16 protein-coding genes are annotated in these 26,732 nt (G+C 69.3%); 11 read left to right on the top strand and 5 right to left on the bottom strand.

The genetic code is table 11. The annotated features are described in order from the left end of the window. Positions 1 to 14: 14 nt before the first annotated feature. Both AB0F52_RS47565 and AB0F52_RS47560 read left to right on the top strand, forming a co-directional pair. A complete protein-coding gene (locus tag AB0F52_RS47565) occupies positions 15 to 1,430 on the top strand; it encodes an acyltransferase domain-containing protein (RefSeq protein ID WP_360185908.1) in 1,416 nt (471 codons plus the stop codon). Further along, positions 1,427 to 7,240: an SDR family oxidoreductase gene (locus tag AB0F52_RS47560; RefSeq protein ID WP_360185906.1), complete on the top strand. Its 5,814-nt coding sequence runs from the start codon at positions 1,427 to 1,429 to the stop codon at positions 7,238 to 7,240. The genes AB0F52_RS47565 and AB0F52_RS47560 overlap by 4 nt, the downstream gene beginning before the upstream one ends. Positions 7,241 to 7,280: 40 nt before the next feature. Here the strand turns inward: AB0F52_RS47560 and AB0F52_RS47555 are convergent, their stop codons facing one another. Continuing rightward, positions 7,281 to 7,628 carry a response regulator transcription factor gene (locus AB0F52_RS47555; protein WP_360185903.1) on the bottom strand — a complete coding sequence of 116 codons (348 nt, stop codon included), beginning with the start codon at positions 7,626 to 7,628 and terminating at the stop codon, positions 7,281 to 7,283. 671 nt (positions 7,629 to 8,299) lie between these two features. On the opposite strand from AB0F52_RS47555, the gene AB0F52_RS47550 reads away from it, so the two are divergent. The 5 genes from AB0F52_RS47550 to AB0F52_RS47530 all read left to right on the top strand — a co-directional run bounded on the left by AB0F52_RS47550 (position 8,300) and on the right by AB0F52_RS47530 (position 15,218). Beyond that, a complete protein-coding gene (locus tag AB0F52_RS47550) occupies positions 8,300 to 8,731 on the top strand; it encodes a LuxR C-terminal-related transcriptional regulator (protein ID WP_360185900.1) in 432 nt (143 codons plus the stop codon). Next, positions 8,728 to 9,711 carry an acyltransferase domain-containing protein gene (locus AB0F52_RS47545; RefSeq protein ID WP_360185897.1) on the top strand — a complete coding sequence of 328 codons (984 nt, stop codon included), beginning with the start codon at positions 8,728 to 8,730 and terminating at the stop codon, positions 9,709 to 9,711. The genes AB0F52_RS47550 and AB0F52_RS47545 overlap by 4 nt, the downstream gene beginning before the upstream one ends. Then, positions 9,711 to 12,041: a molybdopterin-dependent oxidoreductase gene (locus AB0F52_RS47540; protein WP_360185894.1), complete on the top strand. Its 2,331-nt coding sequence runs from the start codon at positions 9,711 to 9,713 to the stop codon at positions 12,039 to 12,041. Before AB0F52_RS47545 ends, AB0F52_RS47540 begins: the two co-directional genes overlap by 1 nt. Before the next feature lie 64 nt (positions 12,042 to 12,105). Further along, on the top strand, positions 12,106 to 12,657 hold the full coding sequence (locus tag AB0F52_RS47535) for an EF-hand domain-containing protein (RefSeq protein WP_360185891.1): 552 nt from the start codon (positions 12,106 to 12,108) through the stop codon (positions 12,655 to 12,657). A gap of 428 nt (positions 12,658 to 13,085) precedes the next feature. Beyond that, complete coding sequence (locus AB0F52_RS47530) at positions 13,086 to 15,218, top strand: tetratricopeptide repeat protein (protein ID WP_360185888.1); 2,133 nt, start codon at positions 13,086 to 13,088, stop codon at positions 15,216 to 15,218. Between the two features lie 27 nt (positions 15,219 to 15,245). On the opposite strand, the gene AB0F52_RS47525 is transcribed toward AB0F52_RS47530, so the two are convergent. From AB0F52_RS47525 to AB0F52_RS47510, 4 genes are all read right to left on the bottom strand, one after another. Beyond that, positions 15,246 to 16,862 (bottom strand): hypothetical protein, encoded by a 1,617-nt coding sequence (locus AB0F52_RS47525; protein WP_360185885.1) that lies wholly within the window; start codon positions 16,860 to 16,862, stop codon positions 15,246 to 15,248. A gap of 72 nt (positions 16,863 to 16,934) precedes the next feature. After that, positions 16,935 to 18,185, bottom strand: a complete 1,251-nt coding sequence (locus AB0F52_RS47520; RefSeq protein ID WP_360185882.1) for an ABC transporter substrate-binding protein — start codon at positions 18,183 to 18,185, stop codon at positions 16,935 to 16,937. A gap of 21 nt (positions 18,186 to 18,206) precedes the next feature. After that, complete coding sequence (locus AB0F52_RS47515; protein ID WP_360185880.1) at positions 18,207 to 18,782, bottom strand: sigma-70 family RNA polymerase sigma factor; 576 nt, start codon at positions 18,780 to 18,782, stop codon at positions 18,207 to 18,209. A gap of 336 nt (positions 18,783 to 19,118) precedes the next feature. Continuing rightward, positions 19,119 to 19,631, bottom strand: coding sequence for a CHAP domain-containing protein (locus AB0F52_RS47510; protein ID WP_360185877.1), 513 nt, complete (start codon positions 19,629 to 19,631; stop codon positions 19,119 to 19,121). Between the two features lie 206 nt (positions 19,632 to 19,837). Between AB0F52_RS47510 and AB0F52_RS47505 the strand changes: the two genes are divergently transcribed. From AB0F52_RS47505 to AB0F52_RS47490, 4 genes are all read left to right on the top strand, one after another. After that, entirely contained in the window at positions 19,838 to 20,215 is a 378-nt protein-coding gene (locus tag AB0F52_RS47505; RefSeq protein WP_360185874.1) for a hypothetical protein, read from the top strand. Positions 20,216 to 20,309: 94 nt separating this feature from the next. Then, complete coding sequence (locus AB0F52_RS47500; RefSeq protein ID WP_360185871.1) at positions 20,310 to 22,418, top strand: tetratricopeptide repeat protein; 2,109 nt, start codon at positions 20,310 to 20,312, stop codon at positions 22,416 to 22,418. A 5-nt stretch (positions 22,419 to 22,423) separates the two neighbouring features. After that, a complete protein-coding gene (locus tag AB0F52_RS47495) occupies positions 22,424 to 25,942 on the top strand; it encodes a hypothetical protein (RefSeq protein WP_360185868.1) in 3,519 nt (1,172 codons plus the stop codon). A gap of 10 nt (positions 25,943 to 25,952) precedes the next feature. Further along, entirely contained in the window at positions 25,953 to 26,699 is a 747-nt protein-coding gene (locus tag AB0F52_RS47490; protein ID WP_360185865.1) for a hypothetical protein, read from the top strand. The last annotated feature ends 33 nt before the right edge of the window (positions 26,700 to 26,732 follow it).

The raw sequence follows: 26,732 nt of genomic DNA, 5'->3' as shown, positions 1-26,732 counted from the left end.
CACGGAGTTCACCGATGCCCGCACGCACCGCCTTCCTCTTCCCCGGGCAGGGCAGCTACCTGCCCGGCCTGTTCGGCACCCTCGCCGGCCACCACCCGCTGATCGACGAGAGCCTGTCCATAGTGGACGAAGTGGGGGCTGGGCTGGGCCGCGCGCCCGTCTCACCGATGCTCCTGGACCCGGGTTCGCCCACCCTGCAGGACCTGGTGGAGCACGACCCGCCCGCGCTCCACCTGGCCATCTTCGCGTCCTCGGTGATCGCCTTCCGGCTGCTGGCCGAGGAGTACCGGATCCGGCCGGATCTGCTGCTGGGCCACAGCTTCGGCGAGCTCACCGCGTTGACCGCGGCCGGGGCGCTGACCCTGGAGGACGGCGCGTACCTCGTGGCCCAGCGGGACGAGTCGCTGCGCCGGATCGAGGCGCCGCGAGGAGGGCTCGTCGCCGTGAACTGCGGAGCCAAGCAGGCCCACGACATCATCGGTGCCCTCGACGAATGGGACCTGGCGGTCGCCGCGGACAACAGCCCCGGCCAGGTGGTGGTGTCCGGCCCGGACGCCGAGCTGGCGCGGTTCCAGGAGGTGGCCGCCGCACTGGAGCTGACCGCGACGCGGCTGCGCATCCCCTACCCGTTCCACAACGGCATCCTGGCGGACACGGCGGACGACTTCGGGGCCCGGGTGGCCGACGTCCCCAAGCGCGTCCCGCGGCTGCCGGTGTACTCGGCGCTGCTCGGCCGCTACCTCCACGACGTCGCGGAAGTCGAGCAGGTGATCAGCGGGCACCTGGTCATGCCGGTCCGGTTCCTCGATGCGGCCCGGGAAATCCACGCCGACGGCGCGCGGCGGTTCGTGGAGTGCGGCCCGAAGGGGGTACTGGTGGACCTGGTGGCCGCGATCGTCCCCGACGCGACGACCGTCGCCCCGCTGCGCAGGCGGACGGACCGGCGGGGCTTCGAGGCCGACCTGAGCGGCCTGACTCCGTCCGAACGCGCCGGACGGGCCACCGTTTCGCTCCGCAGGGCCCCGTCGAGCCGGGTGGCGGCGACCACTGCCGGTCCGGTCGTGGAGCCCGGGTCCGGCTCTCCCGCCCCGCGGCGGGCCGAACCGGATCCGCGGCCGTCGGAACCGTCGGAACCGAAGGTCCCGTCGGCCGGCACTGATCGCGAGGCGGTGTTCGACACCGTGCGTTCGGTGTACGCCGACCTGCTCGGCTACCCGCCCGATGCCCTGGAACCCGACGCCGACCTGGAAGCGGACCTCGGCATCGACTCGATCAAGCAGACCGAAGCGTTCACGCGGACCCTGGAGCACTTCGGCATCCCGCCCGCGGAATCCGGGACGCGGCTGACGAACTACCCGACGATGGACGCGATCGTCGACCTCGTCCTGCGGCTGCGCAAAGGCCGGCACCCGGTGGGGAGTGACGCGTGAACTCCGACGCACCCCGCGGGACGGCGGGGGAATTCGCGGGCCGGGTCGTCCTGGTCACCGGCGGCGGCAAGGGCGTGGGCCGGGCGATCGTGCGCGAGTTCGCCGCCGCGGGAGCGCACGTCCTGATCAACTACTTCCACTCGGCGGAGGCGGCGCGGCGCACCTTGGAGGAGGTGGTCGCCGCGGGCGGGTCGGGAGACGTCATCCGCGCGAGCGTGGCCCGGACCGGCGACGTCACGGCGATGATGGACCGGGTGCGGGAGCAGGCGGGCCGCTTGGACGTGCTGGTGAACAACGCCGCCCGGGGAGTGCTGGCCCCGGCGGGCACTCTGTCGGACCTGGAGTGGCAGAAGGTCTTCGACGTCAACGTGCACGGGGCCCGCCGCTGCGCGTGGGCCGCCCTGCCGCTGCTGGCCGGCACCGGCGGGGTGGTGGTGAACGTGTCGTCCATCGGCGCGGGGATGGTGGTGGACAACTACGCCACGGTCGGAGTCAGCAAAGCGGCGCTGGAGGCGTTGAGCCGGTACCTGGCGGTCGAATTCGCCCGGCACGGCGTGCGGGTCAACGTGGCCTCCGCCGGTCTGCTGGACAACCCGACGGCGGATCTCTTCCCCGGCGGCGCCGCCCTGCGCGACACCTGCGGTGCCAACGCACCCCTGGGCCGGCTGGGCACCGAAGCGGAGCTGGCGCGCCTGGTGACCGTGCTGGCGTCCCCGCGGATGTCGTGGGTGACCGGCCAGAGCGTGCTCGCCGACGGCGGCCTTTCCCTCGGGCACGCCATGCTCCGCCCCGGCCCGCCCGCTCCGGCGCGGCCGCTCGCTCCCGTCACCACGCGGGAGGAGCGGCCCGATGCCGGCGCCGATGCCGAGGTGGGCGCGGTCGCGGTGGTGGGCATGGGGCTCGTGCTGCCCGGGGCCGACAGCCCCGAAGAGTTCTGGGAGCTGCTGCGCCGCGGGAAGCCGGTGTTCGGGGAACCGCGGGAGCGCTTCCGCGACGAAGCGTTCCGGGAATCCGGTGCGGACGCGCCGGACCGGGCGTACACGTTCCGCGGGGGGTACATCCGCCGGCCCCGGCTGCACGAGGAGGCCGGGGCGAGCTCGTGCGCCCACGACTTCGCGGCCCAGTGGCTGCGTCACAGCATCGCGCAGGCGTACGACCCGGTCGTCCGCCGGCCGGACGACCGGGTCGAGTGCTTCGTCGCCAACACTGTCGAGGGCAACCAGCAGCTCGACGAATCCCTCTTCGCCGAGGTCGCCGTCCAGCGGCTGATCGCGCACTGGCCGGACGGCGGGTTCGACCGGTCCGAACTGTCCGGGCGGCTACGCGCGCTGCTGCGCCGGCACTACCCCCTCGTCACCGGTGAAGGACGGCAGCACCTGCCCGACCGGGTGGCCGAGGCGGCCATCACCGGGCTGCTGCCCCCGGGGTCGCCCTACACCACGGTGGACACCGCCTGCTCCTCCAGCCTCTACGCCGTCGACCTCGGGGCCAAGGCCCTGGCTTCGGGTGCCTGCGACGCCGCGGTGTGCGGTGGCGTGTTCACCAACACCCCGCGGTTCTCCGTCATGTTCAGCGCTTTGCGGGGGCTGAGCCGCAGCGGCGGCCTGCACGCGTTCGACCGGGACGCGGACGGCACGCTGTTCTCCGACGGCGCGGCGGCGGTGGTGCTCAAGTCCCTGCGGCGGGCCCGGCTCGACGGCGACGAGGTGCTGGCCGTGCTGGGCGGCTCGGGGGTGGCCTCCGACGGCCGGGGCAAGGCCGTCTACGCGCCCAACCCCGCCGGGCAGGACCGGGCGGTGCGGCGGGCCAGGAACGTCAACGGGACCCCGGCCGCGGACGTGGACTGGATCGTCGCCCACGGCACCGGCACCCCGGTGGGCGACCGGGTGGAGCTGGGTGTGCTGGCGGAACTGGCCGACGGCGCCGGGTACGCGTGCACCTCCAACAAGTCCCTCGTCGGGCACACCGGCTGGCCGGCGGGCGCGGTGTCGCTGATCCACGCCCTGCTGGGCCTGCGCCACGGGGTGGTGCCGGCCCAGCGTCCACCGGTCGAGCCGGCACCCGACGCGCCGGGGGAGCGCGTGCGGATCCCGGCGGCGGACCTGCCGCTGCCGCGGCGGGAGGACCGGCCCCGGGTCGTGGGTGTGTCGGCCTTCGGCTTCGGCGGCACCGACGCCCACCTGCTGCTGCAAGACGCTCCGCGCCCCGGCGGCCCGGTGCCCCGGTCGGTGCCGCGGGCGGACGCCGACGAAACGGTGCTGGTCGCCTGGACCGCCCACCTGCCGGGAGAGCCGTCCGCCGACGAGGTCCGCGCCAGGCTGGCTGCGGGGGCCGCACCGGCTCCGGAAGCGTCGTTCCCCACGCCGTACCCGGTGCCCGAGCCCCGTGCGCTGCGCATGGCGCCGCGCACGGTGCAGACCCTGGACCGCACCCAGCTGATGGCCCTGGCCGTGGCCGCCCGGTTCGCCGAGGAACACGGACCGCTGTGGGAGGCCGTGCGGGACCGCGCCGGCATCGTGGCCGCCCACACCGGGCCGACCAGCGCCGCCGGGCTGACGGCGTTTCGCTGCTACGCGGGCGATCTGGCCTCCCTGACCCCGCGGCCGGGTGACGGGATCTCGGCCGCCGCGCTGGAGCAGGCCCTGCGGGACTGCCTCGACGAGGTGCGTCGGGAACGGCCGGCCACCAACGAGGACACCCTGCCCGGCCTGGGACCCAACATCATCCCGGCGCGGCTGGCCAACCGCCTCGACCTGCACGGCCCCACCTTGACGATCGACACGGGCCGATCCTCCACGCTGACCGCGGTGCACACGGCGGCGCGGTACCTGGCCACCGGCGAGCTCGACCTGGCGCTGGTGCTGGCGCTCAACGGCAACAGCACCCCCGAGTGGGCCGCGCTGCTGGGCGAACCGGCCGGAAAACCGGCCGAGGGCGCGTTCCTGTTCGCGTTGGCACGCAAGCGGGACGCCCAGGCCCACGGTTGGCCGGTGCTGGCCACCGTCACCACCGAACCACGACCCGGCGGCGATGCGAGCGCGGCGGAACGACCGCCCCGCGACCGGACGTACCTCGGCGCGGACGGCGCGATCGACCTGCTCACCGCTCTCGTGGGGCCGTCGGCGGGGCCGGTCACGGTGACGGGGCCGTTCCCGGGTCCTGCTGTCACCGTTCATCCTGTGGGCGGCTCGGGGGATGTTGCTGGTGTGGCGGTGTCGGCGGCAGCTGTGGTTTCGGAGTCGCCCCCGGCGGGTCCGGTCACCGTGGCGGGGCCGTTCCCGGGTCCTGCTGTCACCGTTGATCCCGTCGGCGGCTCCGGTGATGTCGCCGGTGTTGCGGGGTCGGCACCTGTGGTGCCGGATGCGCCAGGCGATTCGGTCGCCGGGCCTCCGGCGTCACCCGTGGTGCCGGAGCCGCCAAGAGACCCGGTCACGACGCGGTGCGTCCCCCGGCTCGAGCCGGCGGCGCCTCCGCCGGAGACCCCCGACGTCCTCCCGGCCGGCTGTCTCGTGCTGACCGACGAGGCGACCGCGGCGGTCCTCGCCGCGCCCGCGGCCGCGGCGGCCGCCGCCACCGTGGTCGTGCGCCCGGACGATGATCCCGAAGCGGTGCTGGCGCCGGTGCTGGACGCGAACCGGGAGTACCGGCACCTCCGCGCCTGCACCTCCCGGCCGGAGGCGGCGCCGGCCCTGCAGGAGGCGGTGTTCGTGGCCGCCCGCCACTGCCGGGACGCGCTGGGTGCCGGTGGCTCCGTCGGCGCGCTGCTGGTCGACCCGCTGGGGCGCGGAGTTCCCGAGCCGCACGCCGGCCTGTTCACCGGGCTCGTCAACAGTGTGGCGTGGGAACTGCCCGGCTGCGTCTGCCGGGTCCTGATCACCGACGAACCCGCCGGCACTTCGTGGCGCCACCTGGAGGCGGAGCTGGCCCGGCCCGGCGGGCTGCCGTCGGTGGTCCGCCGCGCCGGCGTCCGGTACCGGCCGCGGCTGCGGCCCGCACCGTCGCGCGCCGGTGAGCTGCCACTGGCACCGGGCGACGTGGTGGTGGCGACGGGCGGGGCGCGCGGCATCACCGCCGCGGCGGTGGAGGGCCTGCTCGAACGGCTGCCGCTGCGGGTGTGGCTGCTCGGCTCGTCGGCGCCGCAGGACGTCCCCGCCGGCCTGCTCGCCGCGGGCGAGGAGGACGTGCCCCGCCACCGCGCGGCCTTCATCGCGGAAGGACGGCGATCCGGCGCCACCGTCGCCGAGCTCACCCGCCGGTTCGACCGCCTGCTGCGGGCCCGGGAGAGCCGGCTGACGCTCGACCGCCTGCGCCGGCACCACGGTGCGGCCGCGGTCCACCACCTCACCTGCGACGTCACCGACCCCGACGCCGTGCGGACGGCCGTGCGCACCGTCCTGGACCGGGACGGCCGGGTCGACCTGCTGATCAACGGCGCGGGCGCGCACCACCCCGGTGACCTCTCGCGCAAGCAGCTCGCGCGGTTCCGCCACGTCCGGGACGTCAAACTGCGGGGCTACCACCACCTCAAGCGGGCTTTCGAGGACTCGCCGCCGCGGTTGTGGTGCAATTTCGGCTCCCTGGCCGGCCTCATGGGCCTGCCCGGCGAGGCCGACTACTCCGCCGCCAACGACTTCCTCGTCCGCGCCGCGGAGCACCAGGCGCGCACCGAGGAGTTCACCGTCGCTTGGACAGTGTGGGACGGAGCCGGGATCAGCGGCGATCCGGCCACCCGGGCCGCGCTGGCGCGCAGCCGGCGCCTCAGCTCGATGAGCCGGGCCGAGGGCGTCGCGCACTTCCTCACCGAACTGGCCCAGCCCGGACCGCGGGATCCGGTGGTGTCGTTCATCGGCCGCGCGGAACGGGAGCTGCTGGCCCGGAAGTTCCCCGGTTACGCCGACGACGGCCCGGGCGTGAAGCGCGCCGCCCGCTTCCTGGCCGAACCGGAGACCCGCGACGCGGCGACGGCAACGTGGACGGTGGTGTTCGACAGCCGGCGGGAGCGTTACCTGCACGAGCACCTCGTGGACGGCAAGCCCACGGTGCCGGGCACGCTGCTCGCCGGAATCGCGGTCGAAGCCGCCCGGGCGCTGCTGCCCGGCGCGGCGATCCACGCGCTGCGCGGCGTGTCCTTCACCCACTGGGTCCGGGCGCGCGCCGACCGGCCCGTCGAGTACCGCGTCCGCGCCGAGGTGCGGCACGGGGACGACCCGGGACGACCCCCGGCCGTCCTGGTGCGGCTGACTTCCGACGTCGTCGCGCCGCGCGGTCAGGTGCTCTCGCGGGACCGCGAACACTTCCGCGCGACCGTGCTCACCGGGCCACGGCGGACCCCGGCCGCACCGCCGCCGGCCGGCGAAACCGGGCACCCGGTCGAGTCGCCGTACTACCACCCGGAATCCCGGGTTTCGCTGGCCGGCACCTTCCGGACGACGCACGAGGGGCTCGCCGGTCCGTGGGGCGCCGCGGCACTGTGGCGCCCCGCCGGCCCGCCGGTGGCGTTCGGCGGCCCGGCGGTGCCGATCCTGTTGCTGGACGGCTTGCTGCGGACCCGGGCCCTGCGGCCGGTGGACGGCGAAAACGCCCACCAGGTCGAAGCACCGCGGCACCTCGGTCTCCTCGAGTGGTTCACCGAGGCCGATGACGTCGAGCTGGCCGGGCGCTACCCGGAGGGCATCCACCTGCGGTGGGACGCCACGACCGGCGTGTTCTCCGCGACCGCCCCCGACGGGACCCCGCTGGCTCGCATCGAGGACGCGCGGTGCGCCTCGATGGGCCGGGTCGAGGCGGCCGGCGTCGGGGTCCCGACCTGAGAACTCCGCGGCCCGGTCGCGCGTGGCCGGGTCGCGGAGCTCACGCGCCGCGCAGCAATTTGATCACGGCGTGCGTGCGATCACCCACCCCGAGTTTGTGGAAGATGGCGTGCAGGTGGTTCTTCACGGTCCGTTCGGAAATCCCCAGCGAACGGGCGATCCGCCGGTTGCTCATCCCTTCGGCGAGCAGTTCGGCGACATTTCTCTCACGATCGGTGAAATGCCATTCGGTCTCGGGTGCTCCGTTCGCGGGGCCGGCCGCCGGAGAATCTTGGCAAAGCTGCTCCAACCTGGACAGCAGGACTTGGGCGATCTCTTGGTGGGCGCGTATCAGGCGGACCAGTTCGCCAGGGGACACCTGATCTTCATCCGGTTCTTCGTGCTGCACAGATCCGCCCCTCCTCGACCCCTGGACCTGCTTCGGGACCCGCCGAAGACCCGGGCGCCCAGTCGCCGAGTCCCCTCGGACCAGTGGTGAATGCTGAACTTCCCCTCGTTCGGCGAGTGCGTCGACGTACCGTGCCTTCCTCTCGTTGCACACTACTGGGCCGATCGGCCTACCGGCTGAGGTTACTGCTCAGTTTGCGTATTCGTGGTGAGATCCATAAGTGTCTCTCGATTCTGCCCCGAAAGGGTGATAAACCGACGGTATTCGGGGGTTTTCCGGCCTCGACCGGGCGAACCTCTTCCGCTGCTTGCCATGTCGATCACCGTGGCCGTCAACCCTTCGGCCTAGTGCGTGGGTACCACATGGGCGAATGTGACCTGGATGCACGGGAATCGGCACGTGTATCGGCACGCGAATGGTGTCTTCCTGGCGGACTCAGGAGCAGCGACGGCCGTTTCCGCCGCCACGAACGGCCTCTCCCTTTTGGGCTATGGCGAATGATTCGGGCGTGCAGTTGACTGAGGGATATCAGCGGGGTCTCGAATCGCCCCGAAACTGTGCGCACGGGAAACCGGCACACCTTGCGCCCGGGAGAAACCACTGTGACCACCACCGTCCCGACGAACTCCGGCGCAGGATCGCCGGTACCGCTGTCTGAGGAGCTGTCCGAATTGCTCGAAAGAGCCGTGGACGGCCTTCAGCAGGTGCAGGAGACCCTGGCCGGGCTGACGAGAGTGCTTTCACCCGGCCCGGGCGGTTCCGCGGGGAACCCCGGGACCACCGCCCGCCGTCGAGCCGGTGGACCCGCGCTGACCAGGCGCGAGCACCGCGTGCTGACCCTCGTGGCCGCAGGCCTGTCGAACCGGGAGATCGCCCAGGTCGAAAACATTTCGGACAAGACGACCAAGAACTACGTCCACGCCCTGTTGCTCAAGCTCGGCGTGACCAACCGGACCAAGGCGGCGTTCACCGCGTTGTCCGAGGGTCTGGTGGACCCGCGCGAGTGCGGGCGGGCCAGGACACCGGCCCCGCGTGCCGGCACACCGGTTCCCGCCCCCGGCGTTCCCGGTCCGAGGAAGCCGCCCGGGGGAGGGAACCGGTGAGCGCCCGGCTGGCCTTCCTGTTCCCCGGCCAGGGCAGCTACGTGCCCGGGCTGTTCGGCCAGCTTGCCGGCCGATGCCCGGTGGTGGCCGACACGTTGTCGGCCGTGGACGCCGCGGTCGCCCGCCTGGGGCACGAGCCGGTCTCGCCGGTGCTCCTGAGCTCCGGGGCGCCTTCCCTGCAGCAGCTGGCCGGCGCCGAGCCGACGACCCTGCACCTGGCCATCTTCACGGCGTCCGTGGTGACCTACCGCCTGCTCACCGAATGCGGTGTGCGGCCGGACGTGCTGCTGGGGCACAGCTTCGGCGATCTCATCGCCCTGACGGTTTCCGGGGCGTGGTCCCTGGACGACGGGGTCCGCCTGGTGGTGCTGGGCGACGAAGCCCTGCGGCGGTCGGCGAAGGCCCGGGGCGGCATGGTGGCCCTGGATTGCGGCGCCCGCCGTGCGCGCGCCCTGCTGGCCGCCGTGGGGGAGCGGCACCTCGGCATCGCCGCGGACAACAGTCCCGGTCAAGTGGTGGTCTCGGGCCCCCACGCCGAGCTGGAGCACCTGAGTCGGGTGGCCGGGGCGTTCGGGGTGTCGGCGACCCGGTTGCGCGTTCCCCATCCCTTCCACAATGCCGTCCTCGCCGGAACGGCGAAGAAGTTCGCGACGGACGCCACGGTGATCGCTCGGCGCGCGCCGAGGCTGCGCGTGTACTCGTCGATCCTCGGCCGGTACGTGACCGGCCCCGCCGACGTCGACCGGATCGTCACCGGCCACCTGACCATGCCGGTGCGCTTCCTCGACGCCGTGCGGCAGGTGCAAGCCGACGGCGTCGGCGAATTCGTCGAATGCGGGCCGAAGGGAACGCTGACGAGGCTGGTCGCCGGCACCCTCCCCGGGGTGGTGGTCACCGCGCCGCTCCTGCGGCGGACGGACTGGGAAACCTGGTCGGCCGGCTTGCGCGCGGTCTCGGCCCGGAAAGGAGCTGATGCGTGATGGAACGACGCGTGCCGGTGGCGACGCACTGGGGCAGCTTCGTCGCCGTCGTCGATTCGGACCGGTTGGTGCGCATCGAGCCGAGGCCCGACGACCCCGCGCCATCGCCGATCGGCCCCGGGATGGTGACCGCCGCCGACGACAGCGCTCGCGTGGTGCGCCCCGCCGTGCGCCGGGGCTGGCTGAACGGCGAGCCCCGCACCCACGGCGCCGCCAGAGGCGCGGACGCCTTCGTGGAGGTGAGCTGGGACCGGGCGCTCACCCTGGTGAGCGAGGAACTCCGCCGGGTTCGTGACCGGCACGGGGACAACGCGGTGTTCGGCGGGTCCTACGGGTGGGCGAGTGCGGGCAGGTTCCACAACGCGCAAGGGCAGCTCCACCGGTTTCTGGCGTTGGGCGGGGGCTACACCGACTCGCGCAACACGTACAGCACCGCGGCTCTGGAGGTCATCCTCCCGCACGTGATCGGCGGTCACCCGTGGAGCTACCAGAGCCGGATGCCGATGTGGGACGAAATAGCCGCGAACTGCGAGCTGGTCGTGGCATTCGGCGGACTCGCCCTCAAGAACAGCCAGATCAACCCCGGCGGGCTGGTCAAGCACCAGACGCAGGAGCTGCAACGCCGGTGCCGTGCGGCCGGGGTGCGGTTCGTGAACATCAGCCCCATCCGCAGCGACGCCGCCGGCTTCCTCGACGCCGAGTGGCTTCCCGTCGTCCCCGGCACCGACACCGCCGCGATGCTCGGCATCGCCCACACGATGCTGGTCAACGGGTGGCACGACGAGGATTTCCTGCGCCGGTGCTGCGCCGGGTTCGACCGCTTCGCCGCCTACCTGCTCGGCGAGCTCGACGGCGTTCCGAAGGACGCCGCCTGGGCGGCGAAGATCACGGGTATCGGCCGCGACGCTCTCGTCGACCTCGCTCGCCGCCTCACCAGCCGGCGTTCTCTCGTCATGGTCAACTACGCGGTGCAACGGGCGGACCACGGCGAACAACCGATCTGGATGTCGGTCGTGCTGGCCGCCATGGCGGGTTCGATGGGGCGGCCCGGGGGCGGCTGGGGCGCGGGTTACGCGACGATGGACGCGACGGGCGTGGCCGAAGACCGCGCTTTCGTGGCGTCGGTGCCGGAGGTGGCCAACCCGCTGGGGGATTTCATCCCGGTCGCGAGGATCGCCGATACCCTGCTGCATCCGGGCAAGGTCATCGACTACGACGGCCGGCGCCTCACCTTGCCCGAGCTCCGCCTGATCTACTGGTGCGGCGGGAACCCGTTCCACCACCACCAGGATCTCCATCGGCTGACCCGCGCCTGGCAGCTCCCGGACACCGTGGTGGTGCACGAAGCCTGGTGGAACACGACGGCGAAGTTCGCCGACATCGTCCTGCCCGTCGCCACCAGCCTGGAGCGGGACGACTTCGCCGCCGGATTCTCCGATCCCCACCTCGTCGCGATGCCGAAAGTCCGGGAGCCGGCGGGTGAATCGCGTACCGATCACGAGATTTTCGCTGCCCTGGCCTCCCGGCTCGGATTCGAGCGGGAATTCACCGAGTCGCGTTCGGAGATCGAATGGGTCCGGCACCTTTACGAGCAGACGCGGGACAAGCTCGGCGGCGATGCCGCCTTGCCGGCCTTCGACGAGTTCTGGGAGAGTTCCGGCGCTGAGCTGCCGGCGTCGACCGGCCCCTATCCAGGCAGTTTCGCAGCCCTCCGCTCGGACCCGCAGCGGTTCCCCCTGACGACGCCGTCGGGCCGGATCGAAATCTTCTCCGAGGAGATCGACTCGTTCGGTTACGACGACTGCGCCGGGCACCCGAAGTGGTTCGAGCCGGCGGAGTGGCTGCGTGCCGATCTGTCGGACCGGTTCCCGCTGCACCTGATCTCGAACCAGCCCGCCTCACGCCTGCACAGCCAATACGACAACGGCGGACACAGTCTCGGCTCGAAGATCCGTGGCCGGGAGCCGGTGACGATCAACCGGTCGGACGCCGCTTCACGCGGCATCGAGAGCGGCATGATCGTGCGCGTCCACAACGACCGCGGCAGCTGTCTCGCGGGCGCGATCCTGTCGGACGACGTCATGCCGGGCGTCGTGCAACTGTCGACGGGAGCGTGGTGGGATCCGGTTCAGCCGGGGGAGAGCGGAACCATGGACCGCCACGGCAATCCGAACGTTCTCACTGCGGACCGGCCGTGCTCGCGCCTGTCCCAAGGACCGAGTGCCCTCAGCGCGCTGGTCGACGTCGAGCGCTACGACGGCCCCCTGCCCGAAGTGCTCGCCTTCGCGCCACCGAGCCTCGTGCCGCCCGGTAGCCACCCGAACGAATGATCCGATTCCCTCCTTGGGGGACGCCGCTGGACATCACGCAAGGGCGTGCATACGTTGCGGGCCCATGACCGAAATTCGGGATCTCAAGTACCGCCAGTGGTTCAAGGGCGCGGACGTCGACGGCGACGGGGTGATCACCCGTCAGGACGTCCGGTTGATGGGCGAGCGCTACGTCGCCGCCCGGGGTGCCGCACCCGAGGACGCGACCGCCCGCCGGCTGACCGAAGGGCTGGACGCGTTCTGGGCCAACGTGATCGCGCCGATGGACCAGGACGGCGACGGGCAGGTCGATCTGCGGGAGATGACCGAGGGGTTCCGGCGGGCGCTGGCCGATCCCGCCCTGTACCCGCAGCAGGTCGGGCCGGTGGCCGACTGCTACTTCGACCTGATCGACCTCGACGGCAACGACCGGGTCGACCAGGCGGAGTTCGGGGAGATCTTCGGCCTGGCGGGCAATGTGTCCTCTGAGGACTGTTCGGCGGTCTTCGCCGCGTTGGACGTGGACGGCTCGGGCGGCCTGGATCGCGCCGAGTTCCACCAGGCACTGGAGGAGTTCTTCTACGGCGACAACCCGGACGCCCCCGCTGCGCACCTGTTCGGCAGGATCACCGGCTGACCGGCTGGGCGCCCGTTCCCAGACACCGTGATGATCAAGGCGCTGCGCGCTTTGCCGACACGCGCTTGAACTGGCCTCCCGCGCCTGATGTTGGAAACTTGCTCGTGACATCGCAACCGAAGGTTGCTCAACTATGCTGACTTGCTGCATGTGTCCGCCGCGTTAAGTGCCGACGAGCGGCGTCGTACCGAGGACCTCGCCAGCACCGATCGGCGCCCTCTCACTCCTCGACCATGACTATCTTGCCGACGCCCTACCCAGCTACTTAAACGAGCAGAAGTGGCTACTACGCCCCCGGACTGGCTCGCGGTTCGCACGTGCTCGCGGATCCCTCGAATGGCGCTGCTCGGCACCGCCACGACCACGGCACCATGGAAAGGATGCGCTGCAGGCGGAACACGACGGGATGACCTCCGGATCGGGGAACCATGGCTGGTGCACCACACGAGCCGCTCGGCTTCGCTGAACTCACCAACGCCCTACGCTACGCGGAGCTCGCCCGCGACGACCGCTTCGAGTTGCCTTTACAGCGCGCCGAACGACCGCAACAGCTCCCTATGGCTCCGCCCTGGTGCATTGGCCGGGAGCAGGAATTAGACGAGCTGACGAGGACCCTCGTGGCCAGTGAAGCGAGTGCCGGTCCCCCCGTGCTCGTCGTCGAAGGCGTCGCGGGTGTCGGCAAGACGACACTGGCCTTGCGCTGGGCTCATCAGCATGCAGAAGCCTTCCCTGATGGGCAGCTCTACGCCGACCTGCGGGGCTTCGACTCCCGCGCGACGCCCACCCCTCCGGAAACGATCCTCCGCAGTTTCCTGCTGGCCCTGCGCACTGAGCCGAACAGCATCCCTCCGGACCCGGACGCCGCGGCGACTCTGTACCGCAGTTCGGTCGCCTCCAGACGCATGCTGATCTTCCTCGACAACGCATGGGATGCGGACCAGGTGTTCCCCCTGCTTCCCGGGGCGGATTCGTGCGCGGTCATCGTGACCACCCGCCGTCACCTGCCGAGTCTCCGCCTCCGGGGCGCGACCAGCTTGCGATTGGCCACGCTCAGTCCGGCCGGCGCGCGGTCCCTGTTGAACCGGTACGTCACCGATCGCGTGCTCGACGCCGACGTTCCGGCGACGACCGCGGTGATTCAACACTGCGGAGGCCTGCCGCTGGCTCTGGCCCTCGTCGCCTCACGGGTCGCCGACTACCCGAGCTTCCCGATGTCCGCTCTCGCCGACGAGCTCTGCGAGGAGGCCACGATGCTGAACGCGTTCAACGCGGGCGACGACACTTCGGATCTCCGAGCCGTGTTGTCATGGTCGGTTGCTTCTCTCGATGACGACGCCGCTCGAACGTTCAGGGTCCTCGGCCTCGCCCCGCTCTCGGAGTTTACCGCGGTCACGGTCGTCTGCCTGCTGGGTTGGCCACCGGAACAGGCGAGAAAGAACCTGCGCTCGCTCGAGGTCGCCAATCTGGTCCAGCGGTACACACCGACCCGCTTTCGCATGCACGATCTCGTGCGTGCCTACGCGACCGAGCTCCAGGGCAGCGAGAACAACCTGCGGTACCGGGAAGAAGCACTGCATCGCATGGTCGACTTCTACGCGGCCGCGGCGCGAGCCGCTGATCTCCTGCTCTACCCCTACCGGACAGCGGCTTCTCCGTCGCGTGCTCCCAGCGGCACCGAACGTTTCCTGCCGAACGACGAGCCGGCGGCACTGACCTGGTTCGATGAGGAACACCAGATGCTGCTCGCAGTCCAGCGGACGGCTATGAACGAACAGTGGCCGGAGGCGGCCTGGCACATATCGCACGGATTGGATACCTATCAATATCGACGCGGCTACTCCAGCGAGAACGTGGCGACGTCGCGAATCGGATTGGCGGCTGCCGAAGCGACGGGTTCACTACGGCTCCGGGCGTCGGCCACACGGCAGCTCGGGCGAGCACACACGCGGGTGGGCGATCTGCAGAACGCCGAATCGTACCTCCTCCGAGCGCTGGAACTCGAGGTGAAGGCCGGATTCACTGCAGGACGCGCCCACGCGCACCACGATCTGCAACGGGTTTACTCCCTGCTCGGCCGATACGACGACGCGCTCGAGCACGCAACGTCGGCGCTCGCGCTGTACCAGCTCGACAAGAACCCCGTCGGCGAAGCACACTCACTGAACGCTCAAGGGCGTCAGCACGCGCAGCTACGTGACTTCGCCGCCGCCGAGAGCTGCTGCCTAAGAGCTCTGGAACTGCACATCGAGAACGACAACACCAGCGGGCAAATAGCAACTCTGGATTCTCTCGGATACATCGCCGCACAGACCGGGAACCCCCAAGGTGCCGCGAAACGTTATAAGCATGCCTTGGCCCTCGCCGACGAGTTCCGCAACTATTTCGCCCAGGCCGGAATCAACGAAAACCTCGCCGACGCGCTGGCCGAATTGGGATCGCGCGAAGCAGCTTCAGAAGCTCTGCGCAGAGCCTACGAGCTCTACGCCGGGCAAAATCGCTGCGCGGAAGCGGAACGGGTGCGAGCCAGGTTGAGCTCGGCTCAGCCCGGCAACGACACCTGACCGGAACACCGGCCCCCGTTTGGTTCGTCACGTGGCCCTCGAACACCCGGCTCGATCGACCGCTTTGAGGATGTCACGCCACTCCGCCCGCATCGTCCTCCGTCGCCGGACGTGGTCGTCGACCCGGCGGCGCCGCTCGGCCACCGCCTGCAGCAGGACATCAGGCTCCTGACAGTGCCTTTCCAGGTAGCGGACATCCGCCGGCTGCAAGCCCGAAGATCCGGGATCGAGCGTCACGAGCACCCATCGGCTCGAATCGGCGAACCGGGACATCTGCGCGCGATCGAACAACTTGAGGGCTGCTTCGGCATGCCGGGTGGCTTTCGCCGGCGCCGCGTGCCGGTAGATCTCGGCCGACACCAGGTGGGCTCGGCCGGCCATGCCGGACGACGCGATGGAGCAGCCGGGGTGAGTCGTGAGCGTCCACACCACCCGATCGACCAGCTCTCCCGCCCGTTGTAGCTCGCCTCGGGACACAGCGATCTCCGCGCGCAGCAGCAGCATCTCGTGGTGCATCGGCAGGTCCGCCGCGCTCAGCTGCCGAGCCGCTTTTTCCGCCAGCCGGTCTGCCATCATCAGCGAGAGCACGTCGCCAAGCAGTTGGTACCGGGTCCACCGGATGTGTGCGCGCACATGGTGACATGCGCCGATGCGATCCCCGTGACGACGGAGCAGCTCGACCGCGTTCTTCACGTTTTCTTCGGCGGATCGGAGGAGAACGGCGCGCTGCCGGCCGGCCGTGTCCTCGGCGAGTTCCCGGTAGATGTGTCCCAGGCAGGCATATCCGAGCGCTGCGGTCGAGTGGTCTCCGGCCACCTCGGCGACCTCGACCGCTTCGTGCACGACTTTGGCTGCCAGTCCGAACTCCCGCCGGCGCCTCAGGAACCAAGCGAGTCCCACGATGAGGGCTCTCGCCTTTTCGTCCGGTCCGAGCGAGCCTGCCGGCATCACGTTCAGCGCCGCGACACACCTGTCGGTCACTTCCCGCACCAGCTGGTCGTCCACGGCGCCGCGGAGGACGTTCTCCACCGCGGGGAGCGTGCCGACGAACTCACCGGCGTCGACCGGGGTCGTGATCAGGCAGCGCAACCACTCGCGAACGAGATCGGGTCCGGACACCTCGGTGGTCCCGGTCGACTCCAGGTCGTCGACGATTTCCGGTAGCTTTCGCGGCTGCGTGACCGCGTCCGGCGGGGCGTCCTCGATGACCCGGATCCGCTGGATGATCTCCTCGAGCCCCGGTCCGGGGTCCGCCCCGAGCCGGCTGATGGGAATTCCGGCCAGGAGTCCCGGCGCCGATTCCGCGGCGAACTCCTCGTCGGCGAGGGGGATGATCGGACAGTGAGTCGACCGCACGTGGTCGTAGAACTTCTGGATGATGAGAAAGCTTTCGAACCGTACTCCGCGGTGCACGGACGAATCCGAGCTCCGGCCGAAGTGCTCGACAAAAGCTTCGGACAGGACGCAAATCACCACGTTTTCGGCGATCGCGGTGGACATCCAGGCTGCCTGCGATGGAACATTCTGCTCTTTGAGGTCCCTGTCCCAGACCACTGAAACCTTCCTGCTGCGCAGGGCCGACACGAGCGCTCTCGCAAGCGCTCTCCCTCGTTCGTCATGCGCGTAAGCGACGAATACCGGCACGAGCCACTCCTCGAATCCGCATTGAATCGATCAAGAGCGAAAGGGATGGCTCATTGAGCCATCCCGCTCGAATCAGCCGGTGCTCGGCCAGCGGATCACCATCTTTCCGACATCCACCGGGACGTGCAGGAAGCCGTTGAGCGACATGAGGTCCGCCACCTTCTTGATTTCGACCGGATCAACGGACTCCGGATACGTCCCGATGCGGACGTCGTCGACCTGGGCTGGGGTCACGTTGAGGTACTTGGTCAGCACCGAGTCCCTGATGTCACGCTTCTGCACGTCGCGCACCCCGCGCGCCAAGGCGCGTTGGAACCCCTTGATGGCCTCCGCCTGACTTTCCACCTGCTCGGCGGTCACGAACCAGCCGGACAGCGGCAGCAATGCCGTGCGTCCCAGGGTCACGTCGAGCACCGGGACCGCTCCGGCCTCCTCCGCTTGTGTCACGTAGGGCTCTGCCATGACGGCACCGTCGACGTCCCCCCGCTTCAGCGCGTCGAGCATGTCGTCCATGGCCAAGGGAACCCAGGACACAGACGCCGGGTCGACGTCGGCGTCGCGGAGAGCCAGCATCGTGCCGATGTCCGAGATCGACCCCGTCGCGGTCACCGCAATCCGCTTGCCCGGCGCCTCGCGGGCGTGGGAGAGCGAACCGCCGGGGAGCCCCATCAGCATGAGGTGACTGTTGCGCGCCGTGTAGGCCGCTGCGGCGATCTTGAGATCGGCGGCCCCGCTCGCCTGCGCCGTCAAGGCGCCGGGGTAGGTGGTGAAGGCGATGTCGATCTTCCTGGCGGCGAGTTCACTGATCGCGTTGGGGCCGCCTTGGAACTTCTCGATCTTGATGTTGAGGTGCTCGTCCTTGAAATAGCCCTGATCGTACGCACGGTAGAACGGGGCGGTGTCCACGACGTTGAGCAGGCCGACCCGCAGCGTCACGGCCTGGCCGGCCGCTTCCTTGCTTCCACCGGACCGCGACAGGTGCGCGACGCCGTAACACACGCCCACCACCAGGAGGACCACCGCGGCGGCGACAGCACCGACCACGCCTCCGCGCTTCGACCGCGGCGCGCCGCGGTTCGAAGCGGACACCCGCACAGTCTCCGGTAGTTCATCGGGAAAGTCCCGGCCCTCGACGACCGAGACGAAGGAGTCCTGACCTCGTGTTCCTTCGAAGAGCCTTTCCAGGAATTCACGCTGGCGAGCCGGGTTGCTTCGGGCGTACGACGCTTGGAACATCGCCTCCCGGAGATCGGCAAGCCGGCTCTCGAGGTCACCCGTATACCCGGAATCCGCATTCTTGGACCGCCACCACGAGATTCTCACTTCGCACTCCCCTTCCACCAATCATTTCCGCGGAAAACTCGGACCCTGGTCGGGTGGACGATCCTCGAGCAGTCGCCGGAGTTCTGCGAGCGCTCGGTCGACGCGGCGCCGCACCACACCCCTGCCGACACCGAGGACGGCTGCCGCCTCCACCGTGGACAGCTCGTCGATGTGGACCAGTTTGAGCGCTTCCTTCAGGTGGGGCTCGAGCGCCTCGATCGCGTCCCGCAGGTCAAGGCGTCCTTCCTGGTCGCCGCCTGTCCCGAGGAGGTCGAACCCGGTGGCGAGGCTCGCGATGTCGTCCGTGTACACCGGCCGTTTCTTCTTGATCGCGTCTTTCACCACGTTCGAAGCGATGGCAATCGCCATCGCTTCCAGTTCTCGGACGGCGACACCGCGGCCGTGAACCCGCTCCCAAAGTCGCTCTATCACTGTATCCGTTATCTCGTCGCAGTCCAGCCAGCCGGCGCGAAACCTGGCGAACCGGTGAACTTTTGCGTGTAACACCGGATATATCATTTCGAACTTCTTTTCGAGCGGACTTCTGCCTTTTGAAACGCGTTGATCATCGACCACGCTCGGATAGCCTTTCAGCACTCACCAGCTTTGCCACTACCGTTGACCGCTGTCGATGAGGTCGTCACGTCAGGGTCGCCGACAGTTTCCTGCCAGCACGGAGAACCGGCTATAGTCAAATCTTGGACAAATTCGGGCCAGGGGCGGCGATCGCCTTGCTTTCACACCCGGTCCGAGACAGTCGCATACCCAGTAGTCGACCATCGGTGATCAACTGGGCGCGTACTGGCGGAGTTCACTCGAACGGCCGAAAATACCGAAATATCGCGTGTGGGTCCTCGACCCAGAGTGACGACAGCGCCGCCGGCCTCCGAAGACAGGGATGACGGCGGCGCTCTTGCCTGCGGGTCCCTGAACCTAGGCGACCTGCAGACAGCCGAGGTATGGGTACCCCGCGCCGTTGCGATCGGCGATGGCGAAGACGTGGATGGTGTGATCCGAATGCTCGTAGGACGAGATCACCGTGCCGTCGCCGAGACTGATACCGACGTGGCCATAGGGGTTGGCGGAAGTCGCGTCCCAGAAGACCAGGGCGCCGAGCGGTGCGGCGCCGTCATTCGGGTGCTGCTGGCCGGGGCGGGCGTTCCAGTAGTCGACTGCGGCCGGAGCGCTGCCGATGTCGACGCCCGCGCCGTTGCGGTAAGCGTTGACGACGAAGGACAGGCACAGGCCTTCATAGGCGCTCTGCCCGAGCTGTGCGCGGGCCCAGTTCACGGCATCTTCGGCTGCGCTCGCGGTGGTGGCCACCTGTCGGCTGACGAGGTGAACGGTTGTCCTCTCGGTCGAAGTGGCCTGGGCGGCTACCGGGCTGAGCGTCCCCAGCGTCGCGGCGATGAGGCAGCCGGCGAGCAAGGCGATCGTGCGCTTCATGGGATGTCTCCTCCGGTCGAAGCGGCTTGCGTGGACAAGCTCGACGTTCACCGACCGAGCGCACATCGGCAACGTAATCGCTGCTCATCGGCCTTGTTGTCGCCTAATCCGTTCGGTTGGTGCGGTCATCGGCCGGAGGGTCAGAGGGTGAGTAAACGCCCGCTTGCTGACGGTTGCGGGCCGGCGGAAGGTCCGATACTTGAGGCATGGAGGGGGAGTCGAAGACGCCGGAGACGCTGCTGCGCTGGATCATCGATCGAGTGGGTGGTGTCCGGCAGCTGGCAAGGCACGCCGAAGTCAGTGTCGACACTCTTCGGCGGTGGCAGCGGCCGGACGGCTTCCCGCGCAACCGGCTCACCCCGAACGTCGAGGCTGTCAACAGCTGGGCCTGCCGCAACGCGCCAGGCGAGGATCCGTCTGAGGGCTACCCAGTCGAGGGCTTGCGTGCATTCATAGCCCACGATCAGGAGCTGGACGGCGACGCTGGCCGGCGTCGTCGCGTTGGAGACCATGAGGTCGAGTGTCCAGAAATGGCCAACGAGATCCATGAAGTGGTCACGGAGGCACATAGGCCAGCCATGTGAGGTGAACGGGACCTGAAAGGCCGAAGCGGCGCGCCCGACCCGGCACGACGATGGAGTTCGTCAGGCGCGGTTGGGGCCACTTGTCTGGGGAAGCATGTCCGACGACATACGCAACCTGGTTCGGTCGGACCAGGTCGGCACAGCGATTCAGGCGGGGGTCGTGCACGGGGATCTGCACGTGGCCGGTGCGCAGCCGCTCAGGACTCCGAGACAACTGCCAATGGCGCCGCGCTGGCACGTGGCCCGCGAGCGTGAGTTCGGCGAACTGACGGCTGTGTTGGAGGAGGGACGACCACCTCTGGTTGTCATCGAGGGCGCGGGAGGAGTCGGCAAGACGACGCTGGCACTCCACTGGGCGCATTCCCACACAGACCGGTTCCCGGACGGACAACTCTTCGCCAACCTCAGGGGCTTCGACCCGCAAGCCGCCCCAGCCAGGCCTGCTACGGTGTTGCGGGGGTTCCTCACCGTACTCGGAGTCGAGCCCGCGGCGATCCCCGCAGATCCGGACGCCGCGGCTGCGCTCTTTCGTAGCGCGGTGGCGGACCGGCGGATGATGATCGTGCTGGACAACGCAAGGGACACCGATCAGGTGGCACCGCTGTTGCCTGGAACGCCGTCGTGCGCGGTCCTGGTGACGACGAGAATGCGGCTGTCCTCATTGCGCGTCCAGGGCGCCCACGTCATGCGGCTTGAGGCGATGGACGAGTCTGACGCCTCGGCGCTGCTCAACCGGATGTTGCCGACCCATGCCGCCAAGAGGGAGTCCGAAGCCGTGTCGGCGATCGCGCGCAGGTGCGGTGGGCTACCGCTCGCGCTGGCGATCGCCTCGGCCAGAGTTGCGGCGCACCCCGAATTCCCGATGTCGGTTCTCGCCGACGAACTGGACGACGAGACGACGAGACTGAGCGCCTTCGACGCCGACGACGAGTCCGCGAGCCTGAGGGCGGTGCTGTCCTGGTCCTCCGCGTCGCTGAACGACCGGCTGGGACGAGCCTTCGGACTGCTCGGTGTCGCACCGCTGGGCGAGATCAGCGTCGCTGCGGCGGCGTGCCTGTGGGCGGTGCCGCCCCGCGACGCGGCCGCGATGTTTCGCTCGCTGGAGGCGGCGAATCTGGTACGCCAGCACGTTCCGCAGAGGTTCCAGATGCACGACCTGGTGCGCCTGCACGCCGCCGAACTGCCGTCTGGGGCGGAGTCGACGCGGGCGGTGCGGAGGTTGGTGGCGTTTTACGCGTACACCGTCCGGACCGCCGATATCTTGCTGTACCCGCACCGGCACGCCTTCGAAGTTCCTGCCCTGCCTGACGGGTGCCACCCTTTGCGCCTGACCGATGAACCCGAGGCGGTCGCGTGGTTTGGTGCGGAGCACGCGTTGATTGCCGTCATGCACCGGATCGCGGTCGACCGCAAGTGGTATGAGGCGGTGTGGCACATCGCCCACGGCCTGGACACCTACCAATACCGGCTCGGTCTACTGGCGGAGAATGTGGCGTCGTCGCGTCTCGGACTGGAGGCGGCCATGGCAATCGGCTCCGTGCGGTTGCGCGCGTCGTCGTTGCGTCAACTCGGACGCGCCTGCACCCGCGCGGGCGATCTTGACGAGGCCGGGCGGTGCCTTACGCAGGCATTGAACCTCGAAGAAGAAGCCGGATTCGTGATGGGGCAGGCGCACACCCACCACGATCTGCAACGGGTCCTATCATTGCGGGGTGAGCACGAGCAGGCGTTGCAGCACGCCATCTCCGCGATGGAGTTGTACAGGGCGGAGAGCAATCCCGTCGGCGAGGCGCACGCCCTCAACGCGCAGGGCTGGCAGCACGCACAGCTTGAGAACTTCGTTCTTGCCCGTGAATGCTGTGAACGCGCCTTGGAGCTACACAGCGCCCATGGCAACGTCAGCGGCCAAGCGAGCACGTTGGACGCGCTGGGGCACATCGCTTGCCGGGACGGCCGCCTGGATCAGGCCGTGGAGCACTTTGCGGCAGCCGCACGACAGGCGAAGCAACTCGGAAACGTCTTCGCTGAAGCCGAGTGCACCGAGCATCTGGCCGACGTCCTCGCACGCCAGGGAGACGCGGAGAAAGCACACCGAATGCTGCGCGTGGCGTACGATCTCTTCCAATCGCAGCACCGCATCGACGATGCGGATCGCGTACGGGCGCGATTGTCCAGGGAAGGCTCCGCGAAAGGGTTAGATTGAACTCGATGCAAAGCGCGAAAGCCACGAACGGTCTGCTGCCAGAACCCGCGTTGGGCGTTGTGCGCACGGCGCTCACCAGCCTCGTCACGGGCCAGCCGATCCTCGGTCTCGCCGGGTCGGTGGCCCGGTTGTGTGTCGAACCGGCGGGCGCGGGCACATCGGTCCGCATCGATGTCGCTGGCGGCAAACCGGGTCCTGCCAGGCTCGACGTGCGCGTCCTGGCCGCGGGAGTGGATGACGACGCGATCGCCGAGCTGGTGGACTCCGCGCCGCTGGACCTGGCGACCGTGCTGGCCGTGGTGGGCGAAGGGCCTTCGGACGTGCCGAGCTCCATGATCAAAGCCCTGCGTTTGTTGGTGCGCACGGCATGTACCACGGAAACGGTAGATGAATTCGTCGGCGCTATACTGCGCGCGGATCGAAGATCGTCAGCGCAGCGAGTTCTCAGTGTCCTCAACGGTAAGGCCTCCACTGATCAGCAGCGTCGCCTTCTGCACGCGAAGTTTCGCCGTATGTGGATTCCGCGGCCGGTGGAGTTCGAGGAACACCTCAGGGTCCGGCCAGGGCAGCCAGACCAGACCGCCAAAGTCAGCCGGCTGGTCGACGAGATCGTTCGAGAGTGGCCTCGCCCCGCAGACCTCTCCGCCGAGGCCCGCGAGGAGACTCGCCGCATCGAGCGCGTGTTCGTCGTGCCACAGCTGGGTAGCCCCGCCGAGAACGTGACACGACGATCCGTGGTGGAAGGCCTGGTAGCGCGCTTCGCCGACACCCGCGGTCCGGTGCGCGCGGCGATCGTCGCCACATCGGGGATGGGCAAGTCCGCGCTGGCCGTCCGGCTGTGCCATCTGCTGGAGGAGAACTATCGCGTCGTCGGCTGGCTCTCCGCCGACGACGCCACCGCGTGGCGGACGTCCGTCGCCTTGCTCGCCGAACGGCTCGGCTTGGCGGAGGATGACCCCACGCACGTCTTCGACGCGCTGGTCGAGCGCGGCCCGGCCCTGATCGTGGTGGACGACGCCCCGGAGCCCGCGCTGTTCGCCACGTCGCTGCCGTCGAGGCCGGGGCTGCACGTGCTCGTCACCTCGCAGTCGGCGCGCTGGAGGTCGGTCGCCCACGTCGTGGAGCTGGATCCGCTCACCGTTGGTGAGTCCGTCGATTACCTGCTGGCGCGCACCGGTGCGGAGGACGAGGACCTGGCACGCGCCGTCGCGGAGAGGGTGAGCGGCCATCCGTTCGCACTGGAGCAGACCGCTGCCGCTGTCGTCGACGGGATCTCCCTGCGCGGGTGGTTGGAACGCCATCACGAGCGCGTTTCCGCGCCCCGCTCCGCCTGGGAGGTGCGCATCGGCCTCCTGCGAGAACACCGTGCCGACGCGCTGGCGGTGTTGCAGATTCTTTCGTGCGCGGGCAAAGGCGCGGTACCCGCCGAACTGCTCGCCGGGCTTCGCGAAGATCCCGATGACGAGGTCACGCTGTTGTGCAGGGACATGGCGCGACGTGACGCCGCCGTCACGGAACTGCGGGCACAAAGCCTGGTTCGCACCGGTGCCGACGAGGAAACGCTGCTCGTGCACCCGCTGCTCGCCGAACTGGTCAGGGATGATCCCGAGTTCCATGTCGGGTACGCCGCGCTGAAGGTCGGCGCTGCGGCAGGCGACCTGATCCGCGAACTCGATGTCGACGACACGACCCAGTGGTCCCGCGTGCTGGGGCTGAGCAGTGCGGCGGTCGCGGCGTCCCGGCTCGTCCAGCGTGAACGTGAACGCGATCCACGCCTGCTCTCCGCAGATCGCGCACAGCGGTACGCGAATCACGCGTTGTGGCTTCCCGCCGCCTACCTCCACGAGCGCGGAAACGCACGCGGTGCGTATCGGGCGCGTCTGCTCGGAATCGCCATGCACGGTGACGAGGCGGCGGACGCTGCGGTACGTGACTGGTCCGGCGATGTGTCGGACACGTTCACCGACCTCGAGCCGGCGGAGATCGTGCCGGCCGCGGAGCTGGGCCAGGTCCCCCGCGGGCTGCGCAGTCAGTCAGTGGCGCGCTGGCTCAACGAGAACTCGATCCTGATCTCTGACGTGGACATGCCCGCCGCCGAGGCGTACGGCCGCCGCGCCTTGGAGATCATGCCGCGACGAGCGCCAGGTCCCGCTCCCGAAACGGCGGACGATGTCCCGTGGCGCGAGCGCGTTCGCGTCGAGATCCTCGACAACCTCGGTTTCCTGGTCTCGCTGGGACCGCGGCGTCAGGAGGCGTTGCGAATTTTCGACGCCGGGCTGCGGTTGCAACGGTCCTTCCCGGACGGGCGGAACGACGGCAAGTACACCGAACTCGTCAACGACCGGGCACTCGTGCTCATGGAGAACGGGCACTACGTCGACGCGAGGACCGAGTTCACTCGCGCCCTGAAGGCTTCGCTCGATCACCTCGATCCCAGTGTCGAACACAACATCGGGAACAACGTCGCCAGAACCGAGCACCTCACCTGGCTTCTTCGAGCCGCGCACGAACGCTTCCGTCGCGGGCTCGACTTCCTCCTGGATCGGCACTCGCCTCAGCACAGCAGCGTCCTGATCCAGCAGTGCAGCCTGGGGCTGGTCGCCTACGACCTGGGCTCTACCGGTGAAGGGTTCGAGCTGGTCCACGGCAGCTGGAAAACCGCGGCGGACCGGCTCGGCGAGGACGACCGCGAGACGATGATCCGCCGGATGATGCTCGCCGATCTGCAGGTCTTCCGCGGTGAATTCGCGGCCGCCAACGACGCGGTGCTCGCCGACCTCCGCCTCACCCTGGCGAACGGCGAGACGGAGTCGGTGTGGGTTCCGCTGCGCCGAGTGCAGTCGGCGTGGGTCACGGGTGTGGCTGCTCTTCCGCCTGTCACCGCTCGAAAACTGGCCCAGGAGCTCGCGGCGGCCTTCGGAGATCGAGGAGTGCACGCCGCTCTCGCAATGGACTTCCACACCGCGTGGGCACTGGCCGGTAGCGGTGAATCGGACGAGAACGATGTGCGCGTGGCGGCGCGCGCCGTGCGCATGCGCGAATCTGCCGTCGGCGCCGCACACCCGACTACTTTGCTTTCCCGAGCGAGGCACGCGCTCCTGCGTTCCAACGCGACAGGCCGGCCGTTGCGGGCCAGCGCGGTTCGGCCGCTGCTCGACAACCTCGACTCCCTGTGCGGCGTGGAGTCCGGCGGGTTCGACGCTGATCTGGCGAGGCATGGCCAGCCGCCTGTGGATCCGGAACGACCTGGCTGGGAGGCGGGCAGGCTCATGCACCTGCTCGCAGACGAAGTCGTAGACCTGGACGCGGGCGAACGGCTCTGCTGGCAGGCGAACGTCGGCAGGCTGGCTGCTATCGCGAAACTGCCGGACGCGGAGCTCCCCCTTCAGGAAGCCGCGTCGGGAAGCGCGGCGTTGTATGGCCGATACCACCCGTGGACCCTCCTGCGGAGGGCGACCACGGCCGTTGCCGCCGGCGACACCGAGCAGTTGCGAACGGTGCTCACCGATCCACTTTGGACATAGGAAGCGAGACATGGACCAGCTGCCGGTGTTCATCACATGGGCGCACGCCGACTACCGGGCTTCCGCCCAACAGACGCAGGCGTGGAAGACGATGGTGTACGACTTCGCGCACCTGCTCGGGAAGTACGTCCAGGTCGAAGCGGACCTTTTCCACTACACGGATGCCGGGATGAACTGGACGGAGTACGGTCCGCGTGCCATCGAGGCGGCTGGCACCGTCCTGATGATCAGCAGCAAGGCATTCTGGGAGCGCTGGAGGGGAGAGAACCGGCCGGACGAGGGTGCCGGTGCGGTGCGGGAGATGGACGCGCTGAAAGGCATCTTCAACCGCGATCAGCAGGAGTTTCAGCGCAAGGCTGTGATCGTGCTGCTGCCAGGAGAGTCGGACGCGCACATCCCGAACGAACTGCACCGCGTCGCGTGGTTCAAAGTCACCAGCATCGATCCGGCCGGTATCGAGACGTTGCTGCGCCGGTTGCTCGGCGAGCCGCAGCACGTGCAGGCCGAGGAGAAGGTCCGGCCCGACTTGCCCCGGTACCAGCCTGGCAGCGGATCCCGGAAGGATGGTCCGGCTTTCGACATACCGGCCGACCGGGCTGAATTGTTGAAAGAGCAGCGGGCGCAGCGTCGATCTGGACAGGAGTCGCACGACGTCGGGCAAGTAGTGAAAGAAGCCCTGCAGGTTCGGCTGCCTAAGACCGCATCTCATTTGGGGTTGTTGTGGGTGAGCAGGTCCAGTTTGATGGCTCGGCGGTAGCAGATCACCGCGCAGGCGAGCTGGGCGAATGCT

The sequence above is a fragment of the Amycolatopsis sp. NPDC024027 genome (assembly GCF_040638975.1).
Taxonomy (GTDB): Bacteria; Actinomycetota; Actinomycetes; order Mycobacteriales; family Pseudonocardiaceae; genus Amycolatopsis.
Note: the sequence above shows the minus strand (reverse complement) of the source record. Positions and strands in the feature narration are given on the sequence as shown.

Coding starts and splice junctions, on each gene's coding strand:
- AB0F52_RS47565 (WP_360185908.1), top strand. CDS start 15: ATGCCCGCACGCACCGCCTTCCTCTTCCCCGGGCAGGGCAGCTACCTG.
- AB0F52_RS47540 (WP_360185894.1), top strand. CDS start 9,711: ATGGAACGACGCGTGCCGGTGGCGACGCACTGGGGCAGCTTCGTCGCC.
- AB0F52_RS47535 (WP_360185891.1), top strand. CDS start 12,106: ATGACCGAAATTCGGGATCTCAAGTACCGCCAGTGGTTCAAGGGCGCG.
- AB0F52_RS47530 (WP_360185888.1), top strand. CDS start 13,086: ATGGCTGGTGCACCACACGAGCCGCTCGGCTTCGCTGAACTCACCAAC.
- AB0F52_RS47510 (WP_360185877.1), bottom strand. CDS start 19,631: ATGAAGCGCACGATCGCCTTGCTCGCCGGCTGCCTCATCGCCGCGACG.
- AB0F52_RS47505 (WP_360185874.1), top strand. CDS start 19,838: ATGGAGGGGGAGTCGAAGACGCCGGAGACGCTGCTGCGCTGGATCATC.
- AB0F52_RS47500 (WP_360185871.1), top strand. CDS start 20,310: ATGTCCGACGACATACGCAACCTGGTTCGGTCGGACCAGGTCGGCACA.
- AB0F52_RS47495 (WP_360185868.1), top strand. CDS start 22,424: ATGCAAAGCGCGAAAGCCACGAACGGTCTGCTGCCAGAACCCGCGTTG.
- AB0F52_RS47490 (WP_360185865.1), top strand. CDS start 25,953: ATGGACCAGCTGCCGGTGTTCATCACATGGGCGCACGCCGACTACCGG.